The sequence below is a fragment of the Kitasatospora cheerisanensis KCTC 2395 genome, assembly GCF_000696185.1.
GTDB classification, from domain to species: domain Bacteria; phylum Actinomycetota; class Actinomycetes; order Streptomycetales; family Streptomycetaceae; genus Kitasatospora; species Kitasatospora cheerisanensis.
Genome location: NZ_KK853997.1, coordinates 7,850,652 through 7,867,363, shown reverse-complemented (window position 1 = coordinate 7,867,363; position 16,712 = coordinate 7,850,652). Strand labels below are relative to the sequence as shown.

The 16,712-nt window shown below is 74.3% G+C and carries 17 protein-coding genes and 4 pseudogenes; 11 read left to right on the top strand and 10 right to left on the bottom strand.

The annotated features are described in order from the left end of the window. Together KCH_RS45620 and KCH_RS35365 are read right to left on the bottom strand one after the other, a co-directional pair. Window positions 1-213 (bottom strand): annotated as a pseudogene (locus KCH_RS45620) (hypothetical protein); the annotation flags it as partial. After that, window positions 210-647: a hypothetical protein gene (locus tag KCH_RS35365; RefSeq protein WP_244305584.1), complete on the bottom strand. Its 438-nt coding sequence runs from the start codon at window positions 645-647 to the stop codon at window positions 210-212. The pseudogene KCH_RS45620 and the gene KCH_RS35365, both read right to left, overlap by 4 nt. A gap of 229 nt (window positions 648-876) precedes the next feature. Between KCH_RS35365 and KCH_RS35360 the strand changes: the two genes are divergently transcribed. Further along, window positions 877-1,131: a hypothetical protein gene (locus tag KCH_RS35360; protein ID WP_035870142.1), complete on the top strand. Its 255-nt coding sequence runs from the start codon at window positions 877-879 to the stop codon at window positions 1,129-1,131. 4 nt (window positions 1,132-1,135) lie between these two features. On the opposite strand, the gene KCH_RS35355 is transcribed toward KCH_RS35360, so the two are convergent. From KCH_RS35355 to KCH_RS35345, 3 genes are all read right to left on the bottom strand, one after another. After that, entirely contained in the window at window positions 1,136-1,579 is a 444-nt protein-coding gene (locus tag KCH_RS35355; RefSeq protein ID WP_035870139.1) for a hypothetical protein, read from the bottom strand. Window positions 1,580-2,040: 461 nt separating this feature from the next. Beyond that, window positions 2,041-2,772 carry a hypothetical protein gene (locus KCH_RS35350; protein WP_051653803.1) on the bottom strand — a complete coding sequence of 244 codons (732 nt, stop codon included), beginning with the start codon at window positions 2,770-2,772 and terminating at the stop codon, window positions 2,041-2,043. A gap of 102 nt (window positions 2,773-2,874) precedes the next feature. Beyond that, on the bottom strand, window positions 2,875-3,099 hold the full coding sequence (locus KCH_RS35345; protein WP_035870138.1) for a hypothetical protein: 225 nt from the start codon (window positions 3,097-3,099) through the stop codon (window positions 2,875-2,877). Between the two features lie 214 nt (window positions 3,100-3,313). On the opposite strand from KCH_RS35345, the gene KCH_RS35340 reads away from it, so the two are divergent. From KCH_RS35340 to KCH_RS35325, 4 genes and pseudogenes are all read left to right on the top strand, one after another. Next, entirely contained in the window at window positions 3,314-3,838 is a 525-nt protein-coding gene (locus tag KCH_RS35340; RefSeq protein ID WP_035870135.1) for a toxin-antitoxin system HicB family antitoxin, read from the top strand. Window positions 3,839-3,937: 99 nt separating this feature from the next. Next, the gene (locus tag KCH_RS35335; RefSeq protein ID WP_035870130.1) at window positions 3,938-4,783 is read left to right on the top strand and encodes a DUF4097 family beta strand repeat-containing protein; all 846 of its coding nucleotides are present in this window, start codon (window positions 3,938-3,940) and stop codon (window positions 4,781-4,783) included. A 62-nt stretch (window positions 4,784-4,845) separates the two neighbouring features. Next, window positions 4,846-5,888: pseudogene (locus tag KCH_RS35330) on the top strand (ATP-binding cassette domain-containing protein). Then, window positions 5,885-6,674 (top strand): annotated as a pseudogene (locus KCH_RS35325) (ABC transporter permease). Before KCH_RS35330 ends, KCH_RS35325 begins: the two co-directional pseudogenes overlap by 4 nt. A gap of 58 nt (window positions 6,675-6,732) precedes the next feature. On the opposite strand, the pseudogene KCH_RS35320 reads toward KCH_RS35325, so the two are convergent. The 3 genes and pseudogenes from KCH_RS35320 to KCH_RS35310 all read right to left on the bottom strand — a co-directional run bounded on the left by KCH_RS35320 (window position 6,733) and on the right by KCH_RS35310 (window position 10,049). Next, window positions 6,733-8,400: pseudogene (locus KCH_RS35320) on the bottom strand (alkaline phosphatase D family protein). A 184-nt stretch (window positions 8,401-8,584) separates the two neighbouring features. After that, on the bottom strand, window positions 8,585-9,286 hold the full coding sequence (locus KCH_RS35315) for an HNH endonuclease family protein (protein WP_084224110.1): 702 nt from the start codon (window positions 9,284-9,286) through the stop codon (window positions 8,585-8,587). 268 nt (window positions 9,287-9,554) lie between these two features. Next, window positions 9,555-10,049, bottom strand: a complete 495-nt coding sequence (locus tag KCH_RS35310; RefSeq protein ID WP_035875314.1) for an Lrp/AsnC family transcriptional regulator — start codon at window positions 10,047-10,049, stop codon at window positions 9,555-9,557. 105 nt (window positions 10,050-10,154) lie between these two features. Here KCH_RS35310 and KCH_RS45615 point away from each other — a divergent pair, with 105 nt between their 5' ends. From KCH_RS45615 to KCH_RS45605, 3 genes are read left to right on the top strand one after another with little or no spacing between them, the layout of a single operon-like run. Beyond that, complete coding sequence (locus tag KCH_RS45615; RefSeq protein WP_244305583.1) at window positions 10,155-10,478, top strand: hypothetical protein; 324 nt, start codon at window positions 10,155-10,157, stop codon at window positions 10,476-10,478. Next, complete coding sequence (locus tag KCH_RS45610; RefSeq protein ID WP_244305582.1) at window positions 10,448-11,017, top strand: amino acid permease; 570 nt, start codon at window positions 10,448-10,450, stop codon at window positions 11,015-11,017. The genes KCH_RS45615 and KCH_RS45610 overlap by 31 nt, the downstream gene beginning before the upstream one ends. Continuing rightward, on the top strand, window positions 10,984-11,424 hold the full coding sequence (locus KCH_RS45605) for a hypothetical protein (protein ID WP_244305581.1): 441 nt from the start codon (window positions 10,984-10,986) through the stop codon (window positions 11,422-11,424). Before KCH_RS45610 ends, KCH_RS45605 begins: the two co-directional genes overlap by 34 nt. Here the strand turns inward: KCH_RS45605 and KCH_RS35300 are convergent. Continuing rightward, window positions 11,396-11,992 carry a hypothetical protein gene (locus tag KCH_RS35300; RefSeq protein ID WP_051653802.1) on the bottom strand — a complete coding sequence of 199 codons (597 nt, stop codon included), beginning with the start codon at window positions 11,990-11,992 and terminating at the stop codon, window positions 11,396-11,398. The two genes, KCH_RS45605 and KCH_RS35300, sit on opposite strands and share 29 nt — an antisense overlap. A gap of 94 nt (window positions 11,993-12,086) precedes the next feature. On the opposite strand from KCH_RS35300, the gene KCH_RS35295 reads away from it, so the two are divergent. From KCH_RS35295 to KCH_RS35285, 3 genes are all read left to right on the top strand, one after another. Continuing rightward, window positions 12,087-12,554, top strand: coding sequence for a MarR family winged helix-turn-helix transcriptional regulator (locus tag KCH_RS35295; RefSeq protein ID WP_035870126.1), 468 nt, complete (start codon window positions 12,087-12,089; stop codon window positions 12,552-12,554). A gap of 421 nt (window positions 12,555-12,975) precedes the next feature. Further along, window positions 12,976-13,896: an oxidoreductase gene (locus tag KCH_RS35290; RefSeq protein ID WP_035870123.1), complete on the top strand. Its 921-nt coding sequence runs from the start codon at window positions 12,976-12,978 to the stop codon at window positions 13,894-13,896. 633 nt (window positions 13,897-14,529) lie between these two features. Then, complete coding sequence (locus KCH_RS35285) at window positions 14,530-14,916, top strand: hypothetical protein (protein ID WP_035870121.1); 387 nt, start codon at window positions 14,530-14,532, stop codon at window positions 14,914-14,916. A gap of 62 nt (window positions 14,917-14,978) precedes the next feature. Here KCH_RS35285 and KCH_RS35280 read toward each other — a convergent pair whose 3' ends face one another. Further along, a complete protein-coding gene (locus KCH_RS35280) occupies window positions 14,979-16,445 on the bottom strand; it encodes a glycoside hydrolase family 6 protein (protein ID WP_084224109.1) in 1,467 nt (488 codons plus the stop codon). Between the last annotated feature and the right edge of the window lie 267 nt (window positions 16,446-16,712).

The window sequence follows — 16,712 nt, the reverse complement described above, 5'->3', positions numbered from 1 at the left end:
GCTACCGGCTGCGGGCCGTCGCGGGCGCAGCAGGACTTCGCTGCCGACGGGGGCGAACCCGCAGGCGAGGAACGCCCGCAGGGAGCGCGCGTTGCCGGGCGAGACGGCGGCGAACACCGGTTCGCCGTCCGGGACGAGGGTGAGCGCGTCGGCGATCAGCGAGCGGCCGCGGCCGGGGCCGGGCTGCTCAGGGCGGTGCAGTTCGATGCTCAACTCGCGCCGTCCGGCGAGGCCTTGGGCGAGCGTGACCAATCCGCGCCCGTCGCCGTACACGCCGACGGCGCTGCGCAGCTCGCGGGCGTGCCGCACCCTGGGGTGCCCGTCCGCCCCGTCCAGCGGCCCCAGTCGGACGGGCCCGCCGGTGCCGCGGCCGACCAGTGTGGCGTCGAGGCAGCCGATCCAGCCGCCGGGCCGGCCAGCCGGCGCAGGAAGTCGGGCGCCATCGACTCCCCGAACCCGTCCGGCTGCTGCGCCCGCACCTCCGCGTCGCCCAGCGCGGTGGCGACGACCGCGTGGCCGGTGAACGCGACCGAGCACTCCAGCCCGTCCGCGAGCGCGGGCAGCACCGTCACCCCGCCGTCCACCGGCGGGAACTTCCCCTCGGCCGCGTCCAGGAAGTACCCCAGCAGCGGATGCGACTCGCCCATCCCTCGACCACCCGTCAGTCCGTGAACCACCGACCCCCGAACCTACTCCCCCGCCCGGCCAGTAGGGTCGGCCGGTGATCAACCCGCCCGGCCTCGTGCCCGCCGAGTCCGCCGGAGCTGCCGAGTCCGCCGGACCCGCGACGGTGTTCCGCTGCGCCGCCTGCGACGCCGCGCTGACCGTGCCGCTCCGTCAACTGCCCGCCGTCCCCGCGCCGCCGGCCTACGCCTGGTGGGAGACGGAGACCAGGGGCCCTCTCCGGCGACGGTCCCCCGGGGCCCGCAGGGCAGCATCGTCCTCGACCTCGACGACTCCCTCGGCCTGGAGACCCGCCACGCCTCCCCCGCCTGCTGCGGCGCGACGCCGAACGGCGGACTGAACCAACTCTGCGCCTGCGGAACCCTGGTGGCGACGCTCTGCTCGGACTGCTGCCTGCCGTACGAGCTCCACCTGGCCGCCGACCGGGTCCGGGCCGTCCTGGTCTGACGGCCTATCGGCGGCGGTCGAGCCGCTCGTCGAGGTCCTCGCCGAAGCGGCTCCGGTAGACGCCGTGGGCGAGGAAGCCGGTCGACTGGTAGCCCCGGTGGCGCGGGTCCGCGACCTCCTCGTCCCACGGGTCCGCGCCGTCCAGGTACCGTCGGGCGGCCGCCTCCGGCGTCAACTCCCCTGCCACGACCGCCTGCCAGAACTCCCGGCCCTGACCGACCACCCACCGGCAGAGGTCCTCGGTGCTGTCCTCGGACCAGGTCTCCCCGTCCACCCGGACGCCCTCGGCCGGATCGGCCAGCGCGTCCTGCGCGGCCTCGTGGGCGAGCGCGAAGTCCTCCACGACCTGGCGCGGCTGAGCCCCCAACCAGCTCTCCAGCGCGGCGAGTCGGGGCCGCGCCGCCTCCATCGCCTGCCAGAACCACTCGGGAATGTGCTCCGGTCCCACCTCGGCGTCCCCCGTCCCGTCGACTGCTTCTCTTACCAGCGGCATTCTCACAGCACGCCGGCGTCGGGGCGGCCCCGGCTCGCCCCGACGCCGGCGCGGGCGACCGTCGGGTTCGGTTCGCTCCGTGGTCCCGGCGCCCCGTCAGAGCCAGCCGAGGTGCCCCGCCCGGTAGGCCGCTCGGACGGCCGGGCGGCGAACGGCGGGGTGGCGGGCGAGGAGGTCGCGGATCAGCCAGGAGTCGAACCAGGTGCCGCCGCGCCGGCCCGGCGAGGGCGGGTCGTCGCGGTCGAGTTCGGCGCGCAGGGGGCCGCGGACGCGGACCGCGGGTCGGCCGGGCGGGAAGGCGAGGTGCCGCCAGACGGTGAGGTCGAGCGGGACGGCGGTGACGTCCGGCGGGGTGGGCCAGGGCAGGCCGGTCTGCGGGTGGCGCGGGACGAGGGCGAGTGCGGGGTGACGGCCCGTCAGGGGCGGCCGGGGCCGTGCAGGGCGCAGCGTTTCGCCGGGCCGTCGGCGCCGGGCTGGTAGTGGTGCAGGGCCCGCTCGAAGACGGTGGCGGTGCCGGCGTGGTCGAACCGGACGGGTGAGCCGTCGGCGGCGACGATCAGGTCGACCAGGGTGGTGCCGATCTCCTGGCAACTGCGGTCATTCCACTGGCCGTTCGCCCGGACCGGCGGCACGCCCGACCGCTCGTGGACCAGGACGGTCCAGTCGGCGACGGGCGGGCGGGGGCCGGCCGGGACGCGGCGGACCGCGTCGGGTTCGAGCCGGACGGCCTGCCACAGCGAGCAGTCGTCCTCGCGCGCGCCGACGGGGTGTCCGCAGTGGGCGCAGGCCAGGTTGGGGCCGTCCTGGCCGGTGATGCCGCAGCAGAAGCCGCCGGCGGAGCCGGGGATCAGCACGGTGCCGGTGACGTCGGCGGGGGCGAGCACGGGCCGTCCGGGCGGGCCGTCGGAGAGGTAGTGGGGGACGGGGGCGTAGTAGCCGCGGGCCTCCGCCTCGCCCTCCGCGAGGTCCTCCCAGCTCCGGTAGGGCGGGCCGGAGGGGTCGGGGTCGACCGCGTACGTCCCGACGTCCATCAGGTCCGACATCTGCCGCCCGTTGCCCACCTGGTGGTAGGCGTAGGGCGGGAACCGGACCTGGCCGACCGGCCGGGTGAGTGCGCTCGCGCAGTGCGCGCAGGCGAACAGCTCCAACGGGCACCCTCCTTCGACGATCCGCACAGGATCGAGCGCCGGACGGCCCGGCCGCAAAGGGTTTTCCGACCGCGCGTCAACCGCCCTGCGGGGCGGCCCCGTTCAGCCCTGCTCGCGCAGGGCCCGGTCGACCTGGGCGCGGTCGTAGCCGATCCGGACGAGGTCGAAGGCGGCAGGTCGCGGGCGCTGCTCGGGCGGCAGCGCCAGGTGCGCGTCCACCTGCTCCCGGCTGTAGCCGCGGCGGACCAGGTCGAACGCGGGGGCCGGACCCTCCGACGCGGCGGTGCTCCGGCGCTGCCACCAGTGGCTGCGACGTTCCTCGGTCATGGCTGTGGCCCTCCCCCGTCACGGCACGCGTTCGTGCTGCGCGGGGATGCTACCCGCCGCCCCGGCGGCACCACCCATGGCACCGCGTGGCACCGCCTGGCGCCACCTCCACCCCTGCGCGTTGCCGCAGGTCAACTGGCACCGCGCCAGCACCGCGCCACCATGGCACCACGAAGCACTTGCCATGGCACCATCGTGGTGCCACTATGGAGCCATGGACCTCACCCCGTATGTCGACAACCTCCGCCGCGAGCTCGCGGTGGCCGCCGAGGCCGGCGGACCGGACGCCCGGGAGCTGGCCGATCGGCTGACGGCTCCGCTGGAGTCGGCGACCCGGCTGACGATGCTGGGGGTGCTCTCCGCCGCGATGGCCGAGATCACCCGCGAGCTCGCCCCGGGCTCGGTCGACGTACGGCTGCGCGGTGTGGACCCGGACTTCGTGGTGACCCGGCCGCCGGTCGAGGCCCTCCCGCCGGAGCCGGCCGCCGAGCCGACCGCCGCGCTCCCGCCGGCCGAGCTGCTCGCCGAGGACGACGGCGCCACCGCCCGGATCAACCTGCGGCTGCCGGCCCAGTTGAAGGCGCGTGCCGAGGAGGCCGCCGCCCGCGAGGGGCTGTCGGTGAACGCCTGGCTGGTGCGCGCGGTGGCGTCCGCCGTCGAGGGCGGGGCCCGCCCGCGCCCGCAGCAGCCGGAGCGCGTTCAGGCGGTCGGCCAGAGCTTCACCGGCTGGGTCCGCTGACCCCGGCCGACCGAGCACCGAGTACCACCCCGGGCGTGCGACGGCCGGGCTCCCCCGACGACCCTGACGACCTTGACGACCCGTGAGGACGGTACAGCCATGCCTGCTTTCGAGACCCCCGAGCCGATCTCGCTGAACGCCCAGGTGTACTACGGCTCGCTTCAGGTCACTGCGACGGACCGCACCGACACCCTGGTCGAGGCCCGCCCGCACGACCCGAAGCGCGAGTTGGACGTGCGCGCCGCCGAGCAGACCGAGATCGGCTTCGCGGGCGGCGTGCTGACGGTCCGCACCCCCAAGCAGCGTTCGCTGATCGGCCGGGCCGGCGCGGTGGACGTGTCGGTGGAGGTCCCGGCCGGCTCGCGGCTGGAGGCCGGCGGCTCCTGGCTGCAGGTGTTCGGCGAGGGCCTGCTCGGCGAGGTGCGGGTGAAGAGTTCGGCGGGCGACGTCCGGCTGGACCGCACGGGGCCGCTGCACCTGACGGCCTCGCACGGGTCGATCACCGTCGACCAGGTCCAGGGCCGGGCGGAGATCACCACCAGTTCGGGCAGCATGCGGGTGGGGCTGCTGGACGGCCCGGCGGTGCTGAAGAACTCGCACGGCGCCACCACCGTCGCGCTCGCCACCGGCGACCTGCGGGTGAGCGGCGCCAACGGTGACATCACCGTCGAGCGGGCCGAGGCCTCGGTGCACGCCACCACCGCGCACGGCACCCTGCGGGTCGGCGAAGTGGCGCGCGGCACCGTGCAGTTGGAGACCGACTTCGGCGCGATCGAGATCGGTGTCCGCACCGGCACGGCCGCCTGGCTGGACGTCAGCTCGCAGCGCGGGCAGGTCCGCAACACGCTCGCCGGGACCGGCGCCCCGGAGCAGGACGAGGAGACCGTCGAGGTCCGCGCCCGCACCCGCTTCGGCAACATCGACATCCGCCGCGCCCGCGCCTGACGCCTCGTCAACGCCCTTTCCTGCTGAGCCCCTTCACCTTCGAGTCCACCACGGGAGGACACATGCCCTCATTTGTCATGCCCGCGCCCAGGAAAGCCTCGGGCCCGGCCGTCTCCGCCATCGGCCTGCGCAAGTCGTACGGGGACAAGACCGTCCTCGACGGCATCGACCTCACCATCCCCGCCGGCACGGTGTTCGCCCTGCTCGGCCCGAACGGGGCGGGCAAGACCACCACCGTGGAGATCCTCTCCACCCTGGTCGGCGCGGACGCGGGCCAGGCCCAGATCGCCGGCCACGACCTGGCCGCCGACCCGGACGGGGTGCGGTCGGCGATCGGCGTCACCGGGCAGTTCGCGGCCCTGGACGACATGCTCACCGCCGAGGAGAACCTGCTCCTGATGGCCGACCTGCTGCGCCTGCCCGCACCCGAGGCCGCTCCCGGGTACGCGGGAGTTGCTGCAGCGCTTCGACATCGCGGACGTCGCGGCCAAGCGCGCCGCGACCTTCTCCGGCGGGATGCGCCGCCGGCTCGACCTGGCGATGACCCTGGTCGGCGACCCGGAGGGTGATCTTCCTGGACGAGCCCCACACCGGCCTCGACCCGCGCAGGCCGCCGCACCATGTGGGACACCGTGCGCGGCCTGGTCGCGGGCGGCACACACGGTCTTCCTGACCACCCAGTACCTGGACGAGGCCGACCAACTGGCCGACCGGATCGCGCGGTCCTGGACGGCGGCCGGATCGTCGCCGAGGGCACCGCCGACGAGTTGAAGTCCCCGCATCCCGGGCAGGCCACGTCCGCCTCCGCTTCGGCCGAACCGGCCGCCTACGACCGCGCCTGCGCCGCGTTCCCGGACGCGAGCCGGGACGAGGAGAACCTCGCCCTGCGGATCGCCGGCGACGCGGGCCTGGACGCCCTGCGCACCCTGATCGACCGGCTGGACGCCGCCGGCGTCCCGGCCGCCGACTTCTCCGTGCACACCCGGACCTGGACGACGTCTTCCTCGCCCTGACCGGCACCCCGGCCCCCGCTTCGATCCCTGCGCCTGCTTCGATCCCCCGCCGCGCTTCGGGCCCCGCCCCCGCCGAGGAGACCCCGCGATGAGCAGCACCCTCGCCCTGTCCGTGCACGACTCGATGACCATGCTGCGCCGCAACCTCAAGCACGCGGCCCGCTACCCGGCGGTCTCGCTCGGCCCGGCGATGACGCCGATCCTGATGCTGCTGCTGTTCGTCTACGCCTTCGGCGGCTCGATCGGCGCCGGCATCGGGGGCGGCGGACGGGACGCGTACCTGGCCTATCTGACGCCCGGCATCGTGGTGATGGGCGTGGCGGCGGGCGCGATGTCCACCTCGATCGCGGTCTGCTCCGACATGACCGGCGGCATCATCAACCGCTTCCGCACCATGAACATCACCCGGTCCTCGTTCATGACCGGCCATGTGATCGGCAGCGTGATCCAGACCATGACCGGCCTGCTGCTGGTGATCGCGGTGGCGCTGGCGGTCGGCTTCCGGTCGGACGCGAGCGCGCTGGAGTGGCTGGCGGCGGCCGGGCTGCTCACCGCGATCGCGTTCGCCGTGACCTGGCTGTCGGTGGCGCTCGGCCTGATCTCGAAGACGGTCGAATCGCCAGCAACAAGCCGCTGCTGATCCCAGTTCCTGCCCGTTCCTGGGCTCGGCGTTCGTGCCGGCCGACTCGATGGCGCCGGGCCTGCGCCTGTTCGCCGAGTACCAGCCGTTCACGCCGATGACGGAGACCCTGCGCGGGCTGCTCTCGGGTTCGGCGATCGGCTCCAGCGGCTGGGTGTCGCTGGCCTGGTGCGCGGGCATCGGCGTGGTCGGCTACGCCTGGTCGCGCAAGCTGTTCAACCGCACCACCCACCGCTGACCTGCCGTCAGCGGTCGACCGGGGCCCGACGATCCGTCGGGCCCCCGGCAGGCGTGGGTCAGTTCACGGGGGTGTAGACCCGTTCGATCTGCTGGGTGCCGGACTTGGTGCGGTAGGAGCGGGCCCACTTGGTGGTGGCGTCGGGCTTGGTGCGGTCGGAGAGGACGTAGTAGTCCATCTGCGCCCGCTCGGCGGTGGATGGTCGAGGACGCCGTAGCCGTGCGAGTCCAGGTCGGTCCACTTGACGTGCCGGTTGGCGGCCTGGATCGCGGCGGTGGCCACCAGCGACAGCGTCTGCGGGGCGACCTTCAGGATGTCGTCGATGTTGTCGGAGCTGACCGAGGTGACCACGAACTCGGTGGCGGCGCTGCCGGGAGGCCGGGTAGGTGGCGGCCTCGAACGGCACCTCGCAGGCCCAGGCGGAGTGGATGTCGCCGGTGAGGAACACCGTGTTGGTGATGTGACGGTCCTTCAGGTGGCCGAGCAGCTCGCGCCGGTCGTGGGTGTAGCCGTCCCACTGGTCGACGTTGACGGCCAGTCCCTCGCCGGGCAGGCCGAGCAGCTGGGCGAGCGGGCGCAGCAGGTAGTCGGGCAGGGCGAGGAACGCGACGGGCGAGATCATCACCTCGTTGCCGACCAGCCGCCAGGTGGTGTCGGAGGCGGCCAGTCCGGCCTTCAGCCAGTCGAGTTGGGCCCGGCCGGTGAGGGTGCGGTCGGCGGAGTCGACGTCGCCGTTGCCGATGCCGGCCTGCTGGGAGCGGAACGAGCGCAGGTCGAGCAGGTGCAGGTCGGCGAGCTTGCCGTAGCGCAGTCGCCGGTAGGTGGTGCCGGCGATGGACGGGCGGACCGGCATCCACTCGAAGTAGGCCTGCTTGGCGGCGGCGACCCGGGCGCTCCAGTCTCCCTCGGTGCCGGGGGTGTGGTTCTCGGCGCCGCCGGACCAGGCGTCGTTGGCGAACTCGTGGTCGTCCCAGATGGCGATGGTGGGGACGGCGGCGTGCAGCGCCTGGAGGTCGGCATCGGTCTTGTAACGGCCGTGCCGGGTGCGGTAGTCGGCGAGGGTGATGATCTCGTTGGCGGGGGCGTGCGGGCGGACCACGGTGCCGCGGGTGCCGTACGCGCCGGAGGCGTACTCGTAGATGTAGTCGCCGAGGAACAGGAAGACGTCGAGGTCGCCGCGGGCGGCGAGGTGGCGGTAGGCGGAGAAGTAGCCGGCCTCCCAGTTGGCGCAGGACGCGACGCCGAGGCGCAGCCGGTCGACGGCGGCGTCGGCGGCGGGGGCGGTGCGGGTGCGGCCGACCGGCGAGACGGCGTCGCCGGCCAGGAAGCGGTACCAGTAGGCGGTGTCGGGCTTCAGGCCGCGGACGTCGGCCTTGACGGTGTGGTCGGTGGCGGCGGTGGTGGTGACGGTGCCGCTGGCGGCGATCGCGGTGAAGGCGCGGTCGGTGGCGAGCTGCCACTGCACGGCCGTGTCGGGCCCGAGGCCGGAGCCGGGCGTGGCGGCGGCGACGGGGGTGACGCGGGTCCAGAGCAGGATGCCGTCGGGCAGCGGGTCGCCGGAGGCGACGCCGTGCAGGAACTGTGCTCCGCCGGCGGCGACGGCGTTGCCCGCGGTGCCGGCGAGCGGCAGGGCGAGGGCGCCGGCGGTGAGGGCGGCGGCCTGGATGACCCGCCGGCGCGGCGGGCGGGCGGCGGACGCGGCGGCGGTGGGCGCGGCGGCGTCGATGGGTGCGGGAGCTGTGGGTTCGGTCACACCACGGGAGACTTACTCACCGGTAATGGCTTGTCCAGACCCCGAGTTGACTATTCGTCAAGCTTTCACCGCGATATCGCCGAGCAATCGGGTCGGCCACGAACCGCCCAGGACGCACGACCGGATGGCCCCTGGGCGGCCCGTCGGGGGGCGAAGGTCAGCAGCCGGCCAGGACGTTGCTCAGGGCGGTCTTCTCGGCGGAGTCGACGGACAGGTTGTAGTAGTACTTCACCTGCACCCAGGCGCGGACGTAGGTGCAGCGGTAGCCGGTGACCGGCGGCAGCCACTCGGCCGGGTCCTTGTCGCCCTTGGAGCGGTTGGTGCTGGCGCTGACGGCGAGCAGCTGCGGGCGGGTGACGTCGTTGGCGAAGGCCTGGCGCTGCGCGGTGGTCCAGGCGGAGGCGCCGGAGTCCCAGGCCTCGGCGAGCGGGACGATGTGGTCGATGTCCAGGCTGGACGCGGAGGTGACGGTCAGGTTGTCGTACGGGGAGACCCAGGTGCCGGAGGTGGCGGCGCAGCTGGAGTCGGTGACCACGTTGGAGCCGTCGCGCTTGAGGACGGTCTCCCGGGTGTTGCAGGTGCCGGAGATGGTGATCCAGGTGGGGAACAGGTCGCGGCTGTAGCCGGTGCGGTCCTCGGCCCGGACGGTGAGCTGGCCCAGGTAGCTGCGGGCGATGGCGGCGGAGACCGGGGTGGGCAGCGCGGCCTGGGCGGCGCCGGTGCCGACGGTGAGGGCTCCGGCGGCGAGGCCGCGGTGGCGGCGAGGGTGGCGAAGCGGCGGAGGGAACGGTTCGTCACGACGGGGTGCTCCTGGACTCGATGCGGGGCAGGGGGTGCGTGTGCCGAGCCAGCGTGGCAGGGCCGGGGTCTATGCGGGTAGATCCTCGGTCGTGAAAATTGCATTACCGTCCGATGGCCATATCCGCCGATGATGTGAAGGTTCATCATCAAACGGTCGGCGGTGAGACCCTGATCACATGTCAGGACTCGGTGCGGTGCCCGGCTTCCCGCCTCCACCATGGGCCGCCGCCCCCTGGCCCCGACAGTCCCCTCCGCTCCCCCGGGTGAACGCTCCCCGCTCTCCGCCCCGGGCCGGCCTCCCCCGTGCTACAAGCACGCCGTCCGGTTCAGCGACCGGGCGCGGCCGGCCAGCGGTCGAGCGGGAGCGGGCCCCGCGAGCGGATGGTGCGGATTGCGAAGGTCGAACGGGCGTCCCGGACCGGGCCGATGGCCAGGATCTCGTCCAGCAGCACCTGCTCGTAGCTGGCCAGGTCCGGCACCGCGATCTCCACCAGGAAGTCCGCCTCGCCCGAGACCACGTGGCACGCGACCACGGCGGGGATCTCCGCCAGCGCCTGCTCGATCTGCCGCGAGGTCTCCCGCGAGTGCTGCTCCACCCGCAGCGCGACGAACACCGTCAGCCCCAACCCGACCCGCTCCCGGTCGAGTTCGGCCCGGTACCCGGCGATCACCCCGTCCGCCTCCAGGGCCTTCGTCCGCCGCAGCGCGGAGGACGGCGAGAGGCGGACGGCCTCGGCGAGGTCCACGTTGGCCGTCCGGCCGTGGCGCTGCAGGTGTTCGAGGATGGCACGGTCGATGCGGTCGTACTGCTGGCTCGGCATGCCGTGCACCATATCCGGCCCCACGCGGTGGATCCTGCCACCACGGGCACCGGGGGCGGGGGAATTTGCCAGCGCGTGCCGCGCGATCGGAGCCAGAATCGGGACATGTCAGAGAACACCGAAGGCCGCTCGCACCTGTCCACCGCCGGCGCGTCCGCGCTGTACATCGGGGCCCTGCTGGGCCCGAGTCTGCTGCTGCTCCCGGGGCTCGCCGCCCGTGCGGCCGGCCCCGCCTCGCTGCTGGTGTGGCTGGCCCTGCTGGTGCTCTCCGGGCTGATAGCCGTGGTGTTCTGCGCGCTCGGCACCCGGCTCGGCTCGACCGGCGGCGTCGCCGGCTACACGGCGGCGGCCTCGGCGAGCGGGCCGGACGGGCGGCCGCCTGGTGCTTCCTGGCCGGCGTGGTCGCGGGCGCGCCGGTGGTCTGCCTGATCGGCGGCAGCTACGCGGCGGCGGCCCTCGGCAAGGGCGACTCGACGGCGGTCCGCGCGGCGCTGGTCCTGCTCGGACTGGTGCTGGCCGTCCGGCTGTTGGGCGTGCGCACCGGCGCCGGACTCCAACTGGTCCTGGTCTCCGTGCTGGTGGCCCTGGTCCTGTTCGCGGTGCTCGGCGCCGCGCCGCACTCCCGGGCCGAGCACTGGACGCCGTTCCTGCCGTACGGCTGGGCGGGCGTGGCGCGCGCCGCGCCGCCGCTGATGTTCGCCTTCGTCGGCTGGGAGGCCGCGGCCTCGCTCACCACCCGCCTGCGCGACCCGCGCCGACAGCTGCGCCTGGTGGTGCTGATCGCCTTCGTGGTGACCTCGCTGCTCTGCCTCGGCCTGGCCGCGGCCACCGTCGCGGTGCTCGGCCGGGCGCGGGCGGCGCCGTCCCGCTGGCGGACCTGCTGCGAGCCGCGATCGGCGACAGCGGCCGGATCCTCGCCGCCGGCGCGGCCCTGGTGCTCACCCTCGCCGCCACCAACACCTACCTGACGGGCGCCGCCGAACTCACCGAGGCCCTGCTCCCGCCCCGGCCGAACCCCGGCCGCCGCGGCTCCTACGCCGTGGTCGCCACCACCGCCGTCACCGGCGCCCCGCTGATCCTGCTGGTCGGCTCGGGCGCCCTGACGACCTCTCAGCTGGTGGCCGTCCCGACCGCACTCTTCCTCACCGTCTACCTGGCCTGCACCGCCGCCGCGATCCGCGTCCTCGACGGCCCCGCCCGGCTGGCCGCCGCCGTCTGCTGCCCCGCCGTCCTGGCCCTCCTCCTCGGCACCGGCTGGCCGGTCCTCGCCGCGGCGGCGGTCGCCCTGGCCGCGGCCTTCCTCGGCCAGCGCTCGAACGACTCCGCCGCTCCGCACGGAGTGCCGGTCACGGAACGCGAGTTGAACCCTCGCTGAGCGCTCCGGGGGTGGCGGACTCCTCGCCCCGGCCGGCCCGGAGTGCGGCCAGCCGGACGGCCCACTCGCGTTCGGCGACGGCGAGGCCGCGCTCCAGCGTCCCGACGAACTCCGCCCGGCTCACCGACACCACGGTCGGCTCCTGCCGGGGCACGGTGCCCCAGGCGGCGCCGCCTCCCTCCCAGGTCCGGCAGGCGAGGTGCACCGACTCCCCGTCCGGGAAGGCGAACACCGACACGTCGTCGGTGCACTCGCCCCACTCCAGGAACACCCACCGCGCGAGTTCCTCCCCGGTCCCGTCCCCGACGCCGGGAGCGGCCTCCCCGTACCGCGCCCACTCGGCGAGGCGCAGCGCCTCGACCGGCGAGCCGAACCCCGCCGGGGCCGCGATGGGGGCGCGGTACCGGGCCAGCTCCTCCTTGAGCTTCTTGACCAGCAGCGGCGGGTAGAACGCGTTGTCCCGCGCGTCCACCCACAGCCCGCCGATGTGCACGTCCACGCACAGCAGTTCCGGGTCCCGTTCGAGATGGAACTCCAGACCGAACCCGTCCCGCGACCCGACCAGCACGGCATCCTCCCCGGACCCCACCGATTGACTTCAAGTCGACTTCACGTTCTACGGTGCTCGCACCAGCGATCATTCTCCGGTAGGGGGCACCACCATGACGACCCATCACCTGTCCGACGCCGAACTCGCCGGCCAGCCCGCCGCGTACTGGACCGGCCTGGCCTACGAGTCCCTCATCGCCTTCACCCGCGCCAGGCAGGCCGAACTCGGCTTCACCCAGCCCCAGTTCTGGCTGCTGCGGAACCTGTCGAAGAACGACATCTCCCCCGACGGCCACGGCATGACCGTCCCCGAACTCCAGCACGCCATGAGGTCCTACCTCCGCCCCGAGGACGACCTGACCGCAGAAGCCGAAGTCCTCCTCGAACGCGGCTGGCTCACCCGCGACCCGCAAGGCCGCCTCTGGCTCACCGACCAGGGCGAGCAGGCCCGCGTCGACTTCAAGCAGCACGCCCCGGCCATCCGCGCCGCCATCCACCAGGGCATCTCCGACGCGGACTACGTCACCACGCTGAAGGTGCTCCGGCAACTGATCCGCAACACCGGCGGCGCCACCGCTTAGCCCTCGAATCGGCGACCGGCCACTGGCCCGCATCTGCCGGCGCTCCAGGCCGATCCGCCAGTGGCCGTCCGGATGTTCGGGCTCCCGCGCGAGCAGGGTCGGCACCTGGTCCGTCCCGGTCCTGGCCCACCGTCACGTCGGCCAGTTTCGTCCGCAGCCCGCCATTCCCCGAGATGGGGCGTGAGGATCCCGATGCCCACGTCCACCCGACTGGCCTCCACCGCCAACCCCCGCACCGTGCCAGTCGCCGGCTGCTAGAATGATGGTCATACGCAAGCCTTCTCGGCGTGGACTCCGGTCCGCCGAGGAGGCTTTTTTCATGCCCGGAGGCCAGGACCCGCACCGTCGTGGGGCCGCTCCGAGGCCACGGCCAGGCCGCACGGCTGCCGGTTCCTACCTGCCTGCAAGAGGAGACCCTGCTATGAGCGTACGTACGAACACCCCGCCCGCCGCTGGCACTTGGCGGCTCGGCGACCGCACCGTCAACCGTCTCGGCTTCGGCGCGATGCGGCTGACGGGCACCGCGCCCTTCCACGGCGGGGTGCCGCGTGACCGCGAGCGGTCGATCGCGGTGCTGCGGCGGGCGGTCGAGCTCGGTGTGAACCACCTCGACACCGCCGCGTTCTACTTCTCGGCGACCCGCTCGGCGAACGAGCTGATCAACCGGGCGCTGGCGCCGTACCCGGAGGACCTGGTCATCACCACCAAGGTCTGGCCGGCCCGTGACCCGTCGGGCGCGTGGTGGTGGGCCGCGCCGGAGCAGCTGCGCGGGCAGGTCGAGGAGAACCTCCGTCAACTCGGCCGCGACCACCTGGACGTGGTGAACCTGCGGGTGCCGCCCAGCCGCCGGTCCGGCTCGATCGCCGAGCACTTCGGCGCGCTGGCCGAACTGCGCGACGCCGGACTGATCCGGCACCTCGGCGTCTCCAACGTCACCGCCGCGCAGCTCGCCGAGGCCCGGACCGTCGCGCCGGTGGTCTGCGTGCAGAACCCGTACGGGATCGGCGCCCCGGACCAGGACCGGGCGCTGCTCCGGCAGTGCGGTGAACTCGGCGTCGCCTTCGTGCCGTTCTTCGCCATCGCGGGCGCCGGACACCAGAACGGTCCGGGGATCGGCGACGGCGCGGCGGTGCGCGATATCGCGCGGGCGCACGGCGCGTCGGTCGCGCAGGTCCGGCTGGCCTGGACCCTCCAGCAGGGGCCGCACGTACTGGCGATACCGGGGACGGGCGATCCGGACCACCTCGCGGAGAACGTGGCGGCCGGCTCGCTGCGGCTCTCGGACGGGGAACTGGCGCGCCTGGACGCGCTGCGGCCCGCCGAGGACCCCGGCTCGAACTGACACCCGCCTCCTCGTTCGGGCATTCCGTTGTGGGCGTGGGCAGTTCACCGCCCGGTGGGGTTTCGGCGCGGACGGGCAGCGGGGACGGCGGCGACGGTCCGATGATCGGGCGATGGACCAGCCCTCGGGCGCGTTCCCGGTGCCCCTCCCGCCCCTTCCGACCCTCCCGCCGGTCCCCTGCCCCTGCCCCTCCGCCCGCACCCGCACCCACCGCCATGGCACTGGCACTGCCCGACCCCGACCCCGACACCCAACCCGAGCCCGAGCCCAACTCCCGTCCCCAGCCCGACAACCGCTCCCCGACCGCCGCCCCGGCACCGCACCCGCCGGCACCGCAACCGTCGACACCGCACGCCTCGCCAATGCACGCACCGACCCGCGCGCCGACACCCCGTCAGTCCCCGGTCGCCGAGCCGAAGGCCGCAGCCCCTGCGCCCGCCCCGGCCACCTCGAATCCGCCCCGCCGCCACCGGTCGTCGCGCCCTGGACGGCGGTGGCCGCGCCGCCGCCGGCGGCACCGCCCGGGGCGATCGAGCCGTCGGTGTGGGCGACCGTCGTGGTTCTCACCGTTCTGCTGCCGGCGGCGCTCGCCGCGCTGGCCGGGCAGCATCTCGTGTTCTCCAGGAGGAGCCGATGAATCCCGCTCCACTGCTCGGCGCCCTCGCGGCGACGGCCCTCGCCGTCGGCGCGCTCGCGGTGGCGCACCGGGTCCGCCCCAAGCCTCCGGAGGGCGAGCCGCCGCCGGAGCCGCACCCGACGCTGGGCGCGATCGGCTCCGGACTGCTGTCCGGCTTCACCCTGCTGACGGGGTTTCTGATCGCCACGGGGTGGGCCGCCCACAGCACGGGCGTCGTCCCGCCGGACGGGCTGTACCTGGCGGACCTGGCGGCCGGCGGCGCGGTGCTGCTGTACCCGTCGCTGGCGGGGCTGCCGTTCACGCCCCGGTACGCGACGGCAGTGTGCCTGTTCGGGCTGCTGGTCGGCTATGTGATGGTGACGGCCGTTCAACTGCGGCCGTGAGAAGAGGGGTTGCCCCGCCGGCCCTCTGGGTGGGGGGTGGCCGGCGGGGCTGGGGAGGATGGTCAGGCGGTGGTGCAGGCGGCCCCGTTGAGCGTGAACGCGGTCGGGGTGCTGTTGTTGCTGCCGAAGGTGGCCTGCACGCCGAACGCGGTGGAGGCCCCGGCGGCCAGGGTGCCGTTGTAGCCGAGGTCGGTGGCGGTCACGGCGGCCCCGCTCTGGGTGACGGTGGCGTTCCAGGCGCTGGTGATCTTCTGGTCACCCGGGAACGTCCAGCCGAGCTTCCAGCCGGAGATGGTGGTGCTGCCGGTGTTCTTCACCGTGATGTCGGCGGTGAAGCCCCCGCTCCACGAGTTGGCCCGGTACGCGACCGAGCAGGACGCCCCGCCGGGCGCCGGCGAGGTCGGCGGCTGGGAGGTGGGCGGCTGCGAGGTCGGGGGCTGGGAGGTCGGCGGCTGCGACGTGGGCGGCTGGGAGGTCGGCGGGCTGCTCGGGTCGGGCGCGTTCACGGCCAGCTGGTAGGCGATGTCGGGGACGAAGGTGCCGGCGGCGGCCGCGCAGCCGTCCGCCTCGCCCGGGGGCTTGATCCACAGGAAGGCGTCGACCGCGCTGTCCCCGGTGTTCGCCGTGGGGTAGTTGCCGATGGCGCGCCCGGACGGGTCGCACCAGGTGCTGCCGGCGGGGCCGTTGCCGTTGCGGCTGGTGTCGATGACGGCGTGCAGGTTGCCGGGGTTGCCGAGCGCGGAGAGCAGGTTGCGGGCGAACGCGGTCTCGTTGGCGGTGGTGTTGAAGTTGGAGACGTTGGTGAAGAAGCCGTCGGCGTTGAGGACGCCCGCGCTGCGCAGCCGGTTGGCCTGCTCGCTGGCGGTGTTCCAGGTGGAGTGGCCGCCGTCCAGGTACACCTTGGCGTTCGGGCTGGCGCTGTGGATGGCGGTGACGGCGCGCGAAAGCGAGGCGAAGCGGTCGCTCTGCTGCTGGGCGCTGAGGCAGGTGGTGAGCGCGATCGAGTCCGGTTCGAGCACCACGATGGACCGCAAACTGCCCAGCCCGGCGGCGAACTTGGTCACCCAGGCGTCGTACGAGGAGAGGTCGGGCGCGCCGCCGGCCGAGGCGCCGCCGCAGTCCCGGTTGGGGATGGCGTAGGCGATCAGCACCGGGGTCTGGCCGGCCTGCTCGGCCGCCGAGGTGACCGCGCGGACGTCCGAAGTGACGGTGTTGGGGCGGTAGTTGCTGAACCAGATGCCCTGCGGCTGGCTGGCGATCCGCTTGGAGATCACGGACGTGCGGGAGTCGCCGGGGTTGGCGGCCACCCACTTGACGACCTGGGAGGCCGGGTCTCGGTAGAACTGGGTGCCGGCCGGCAGGCTGCCCTGCACGGCGGCGTCGGCGCCGCCCTGGACGCCGGCGACCAGTCCGAGCGCGGTAGCGGTGGCGGCCAGTGCGAGCACGGCGGCCCGGCGGGTGGGCCGGCCCTGGCGGGCGGCGGGGAACGGCGGGACGGTGCCGCGCCGGCGGCGGTCGGGGGTGTGCACGGTGTCCTCCGGGGGTGCTCTCGGGTGGGAGAGGGTGGACGGCAGCCGGGTGGGGCCCGCTGACCGGGGCCGATGCGAAAGCCGGAGCGTGGGAGCGCTCCCGCAACGGGTCGGGCCGATGGTAGCGGCCGGACCCGCCCCGGCGGCAGGCTCCGTGCACCACGAACGTCCGCCGCCACCCTCGCCGTTGACGCCCCGACACCCGCCGCGACCTGCACCCGGCGGGCCCCGGTCCGGGCCGCCGTCGCGGCCCTCCCGCCGTGTAAC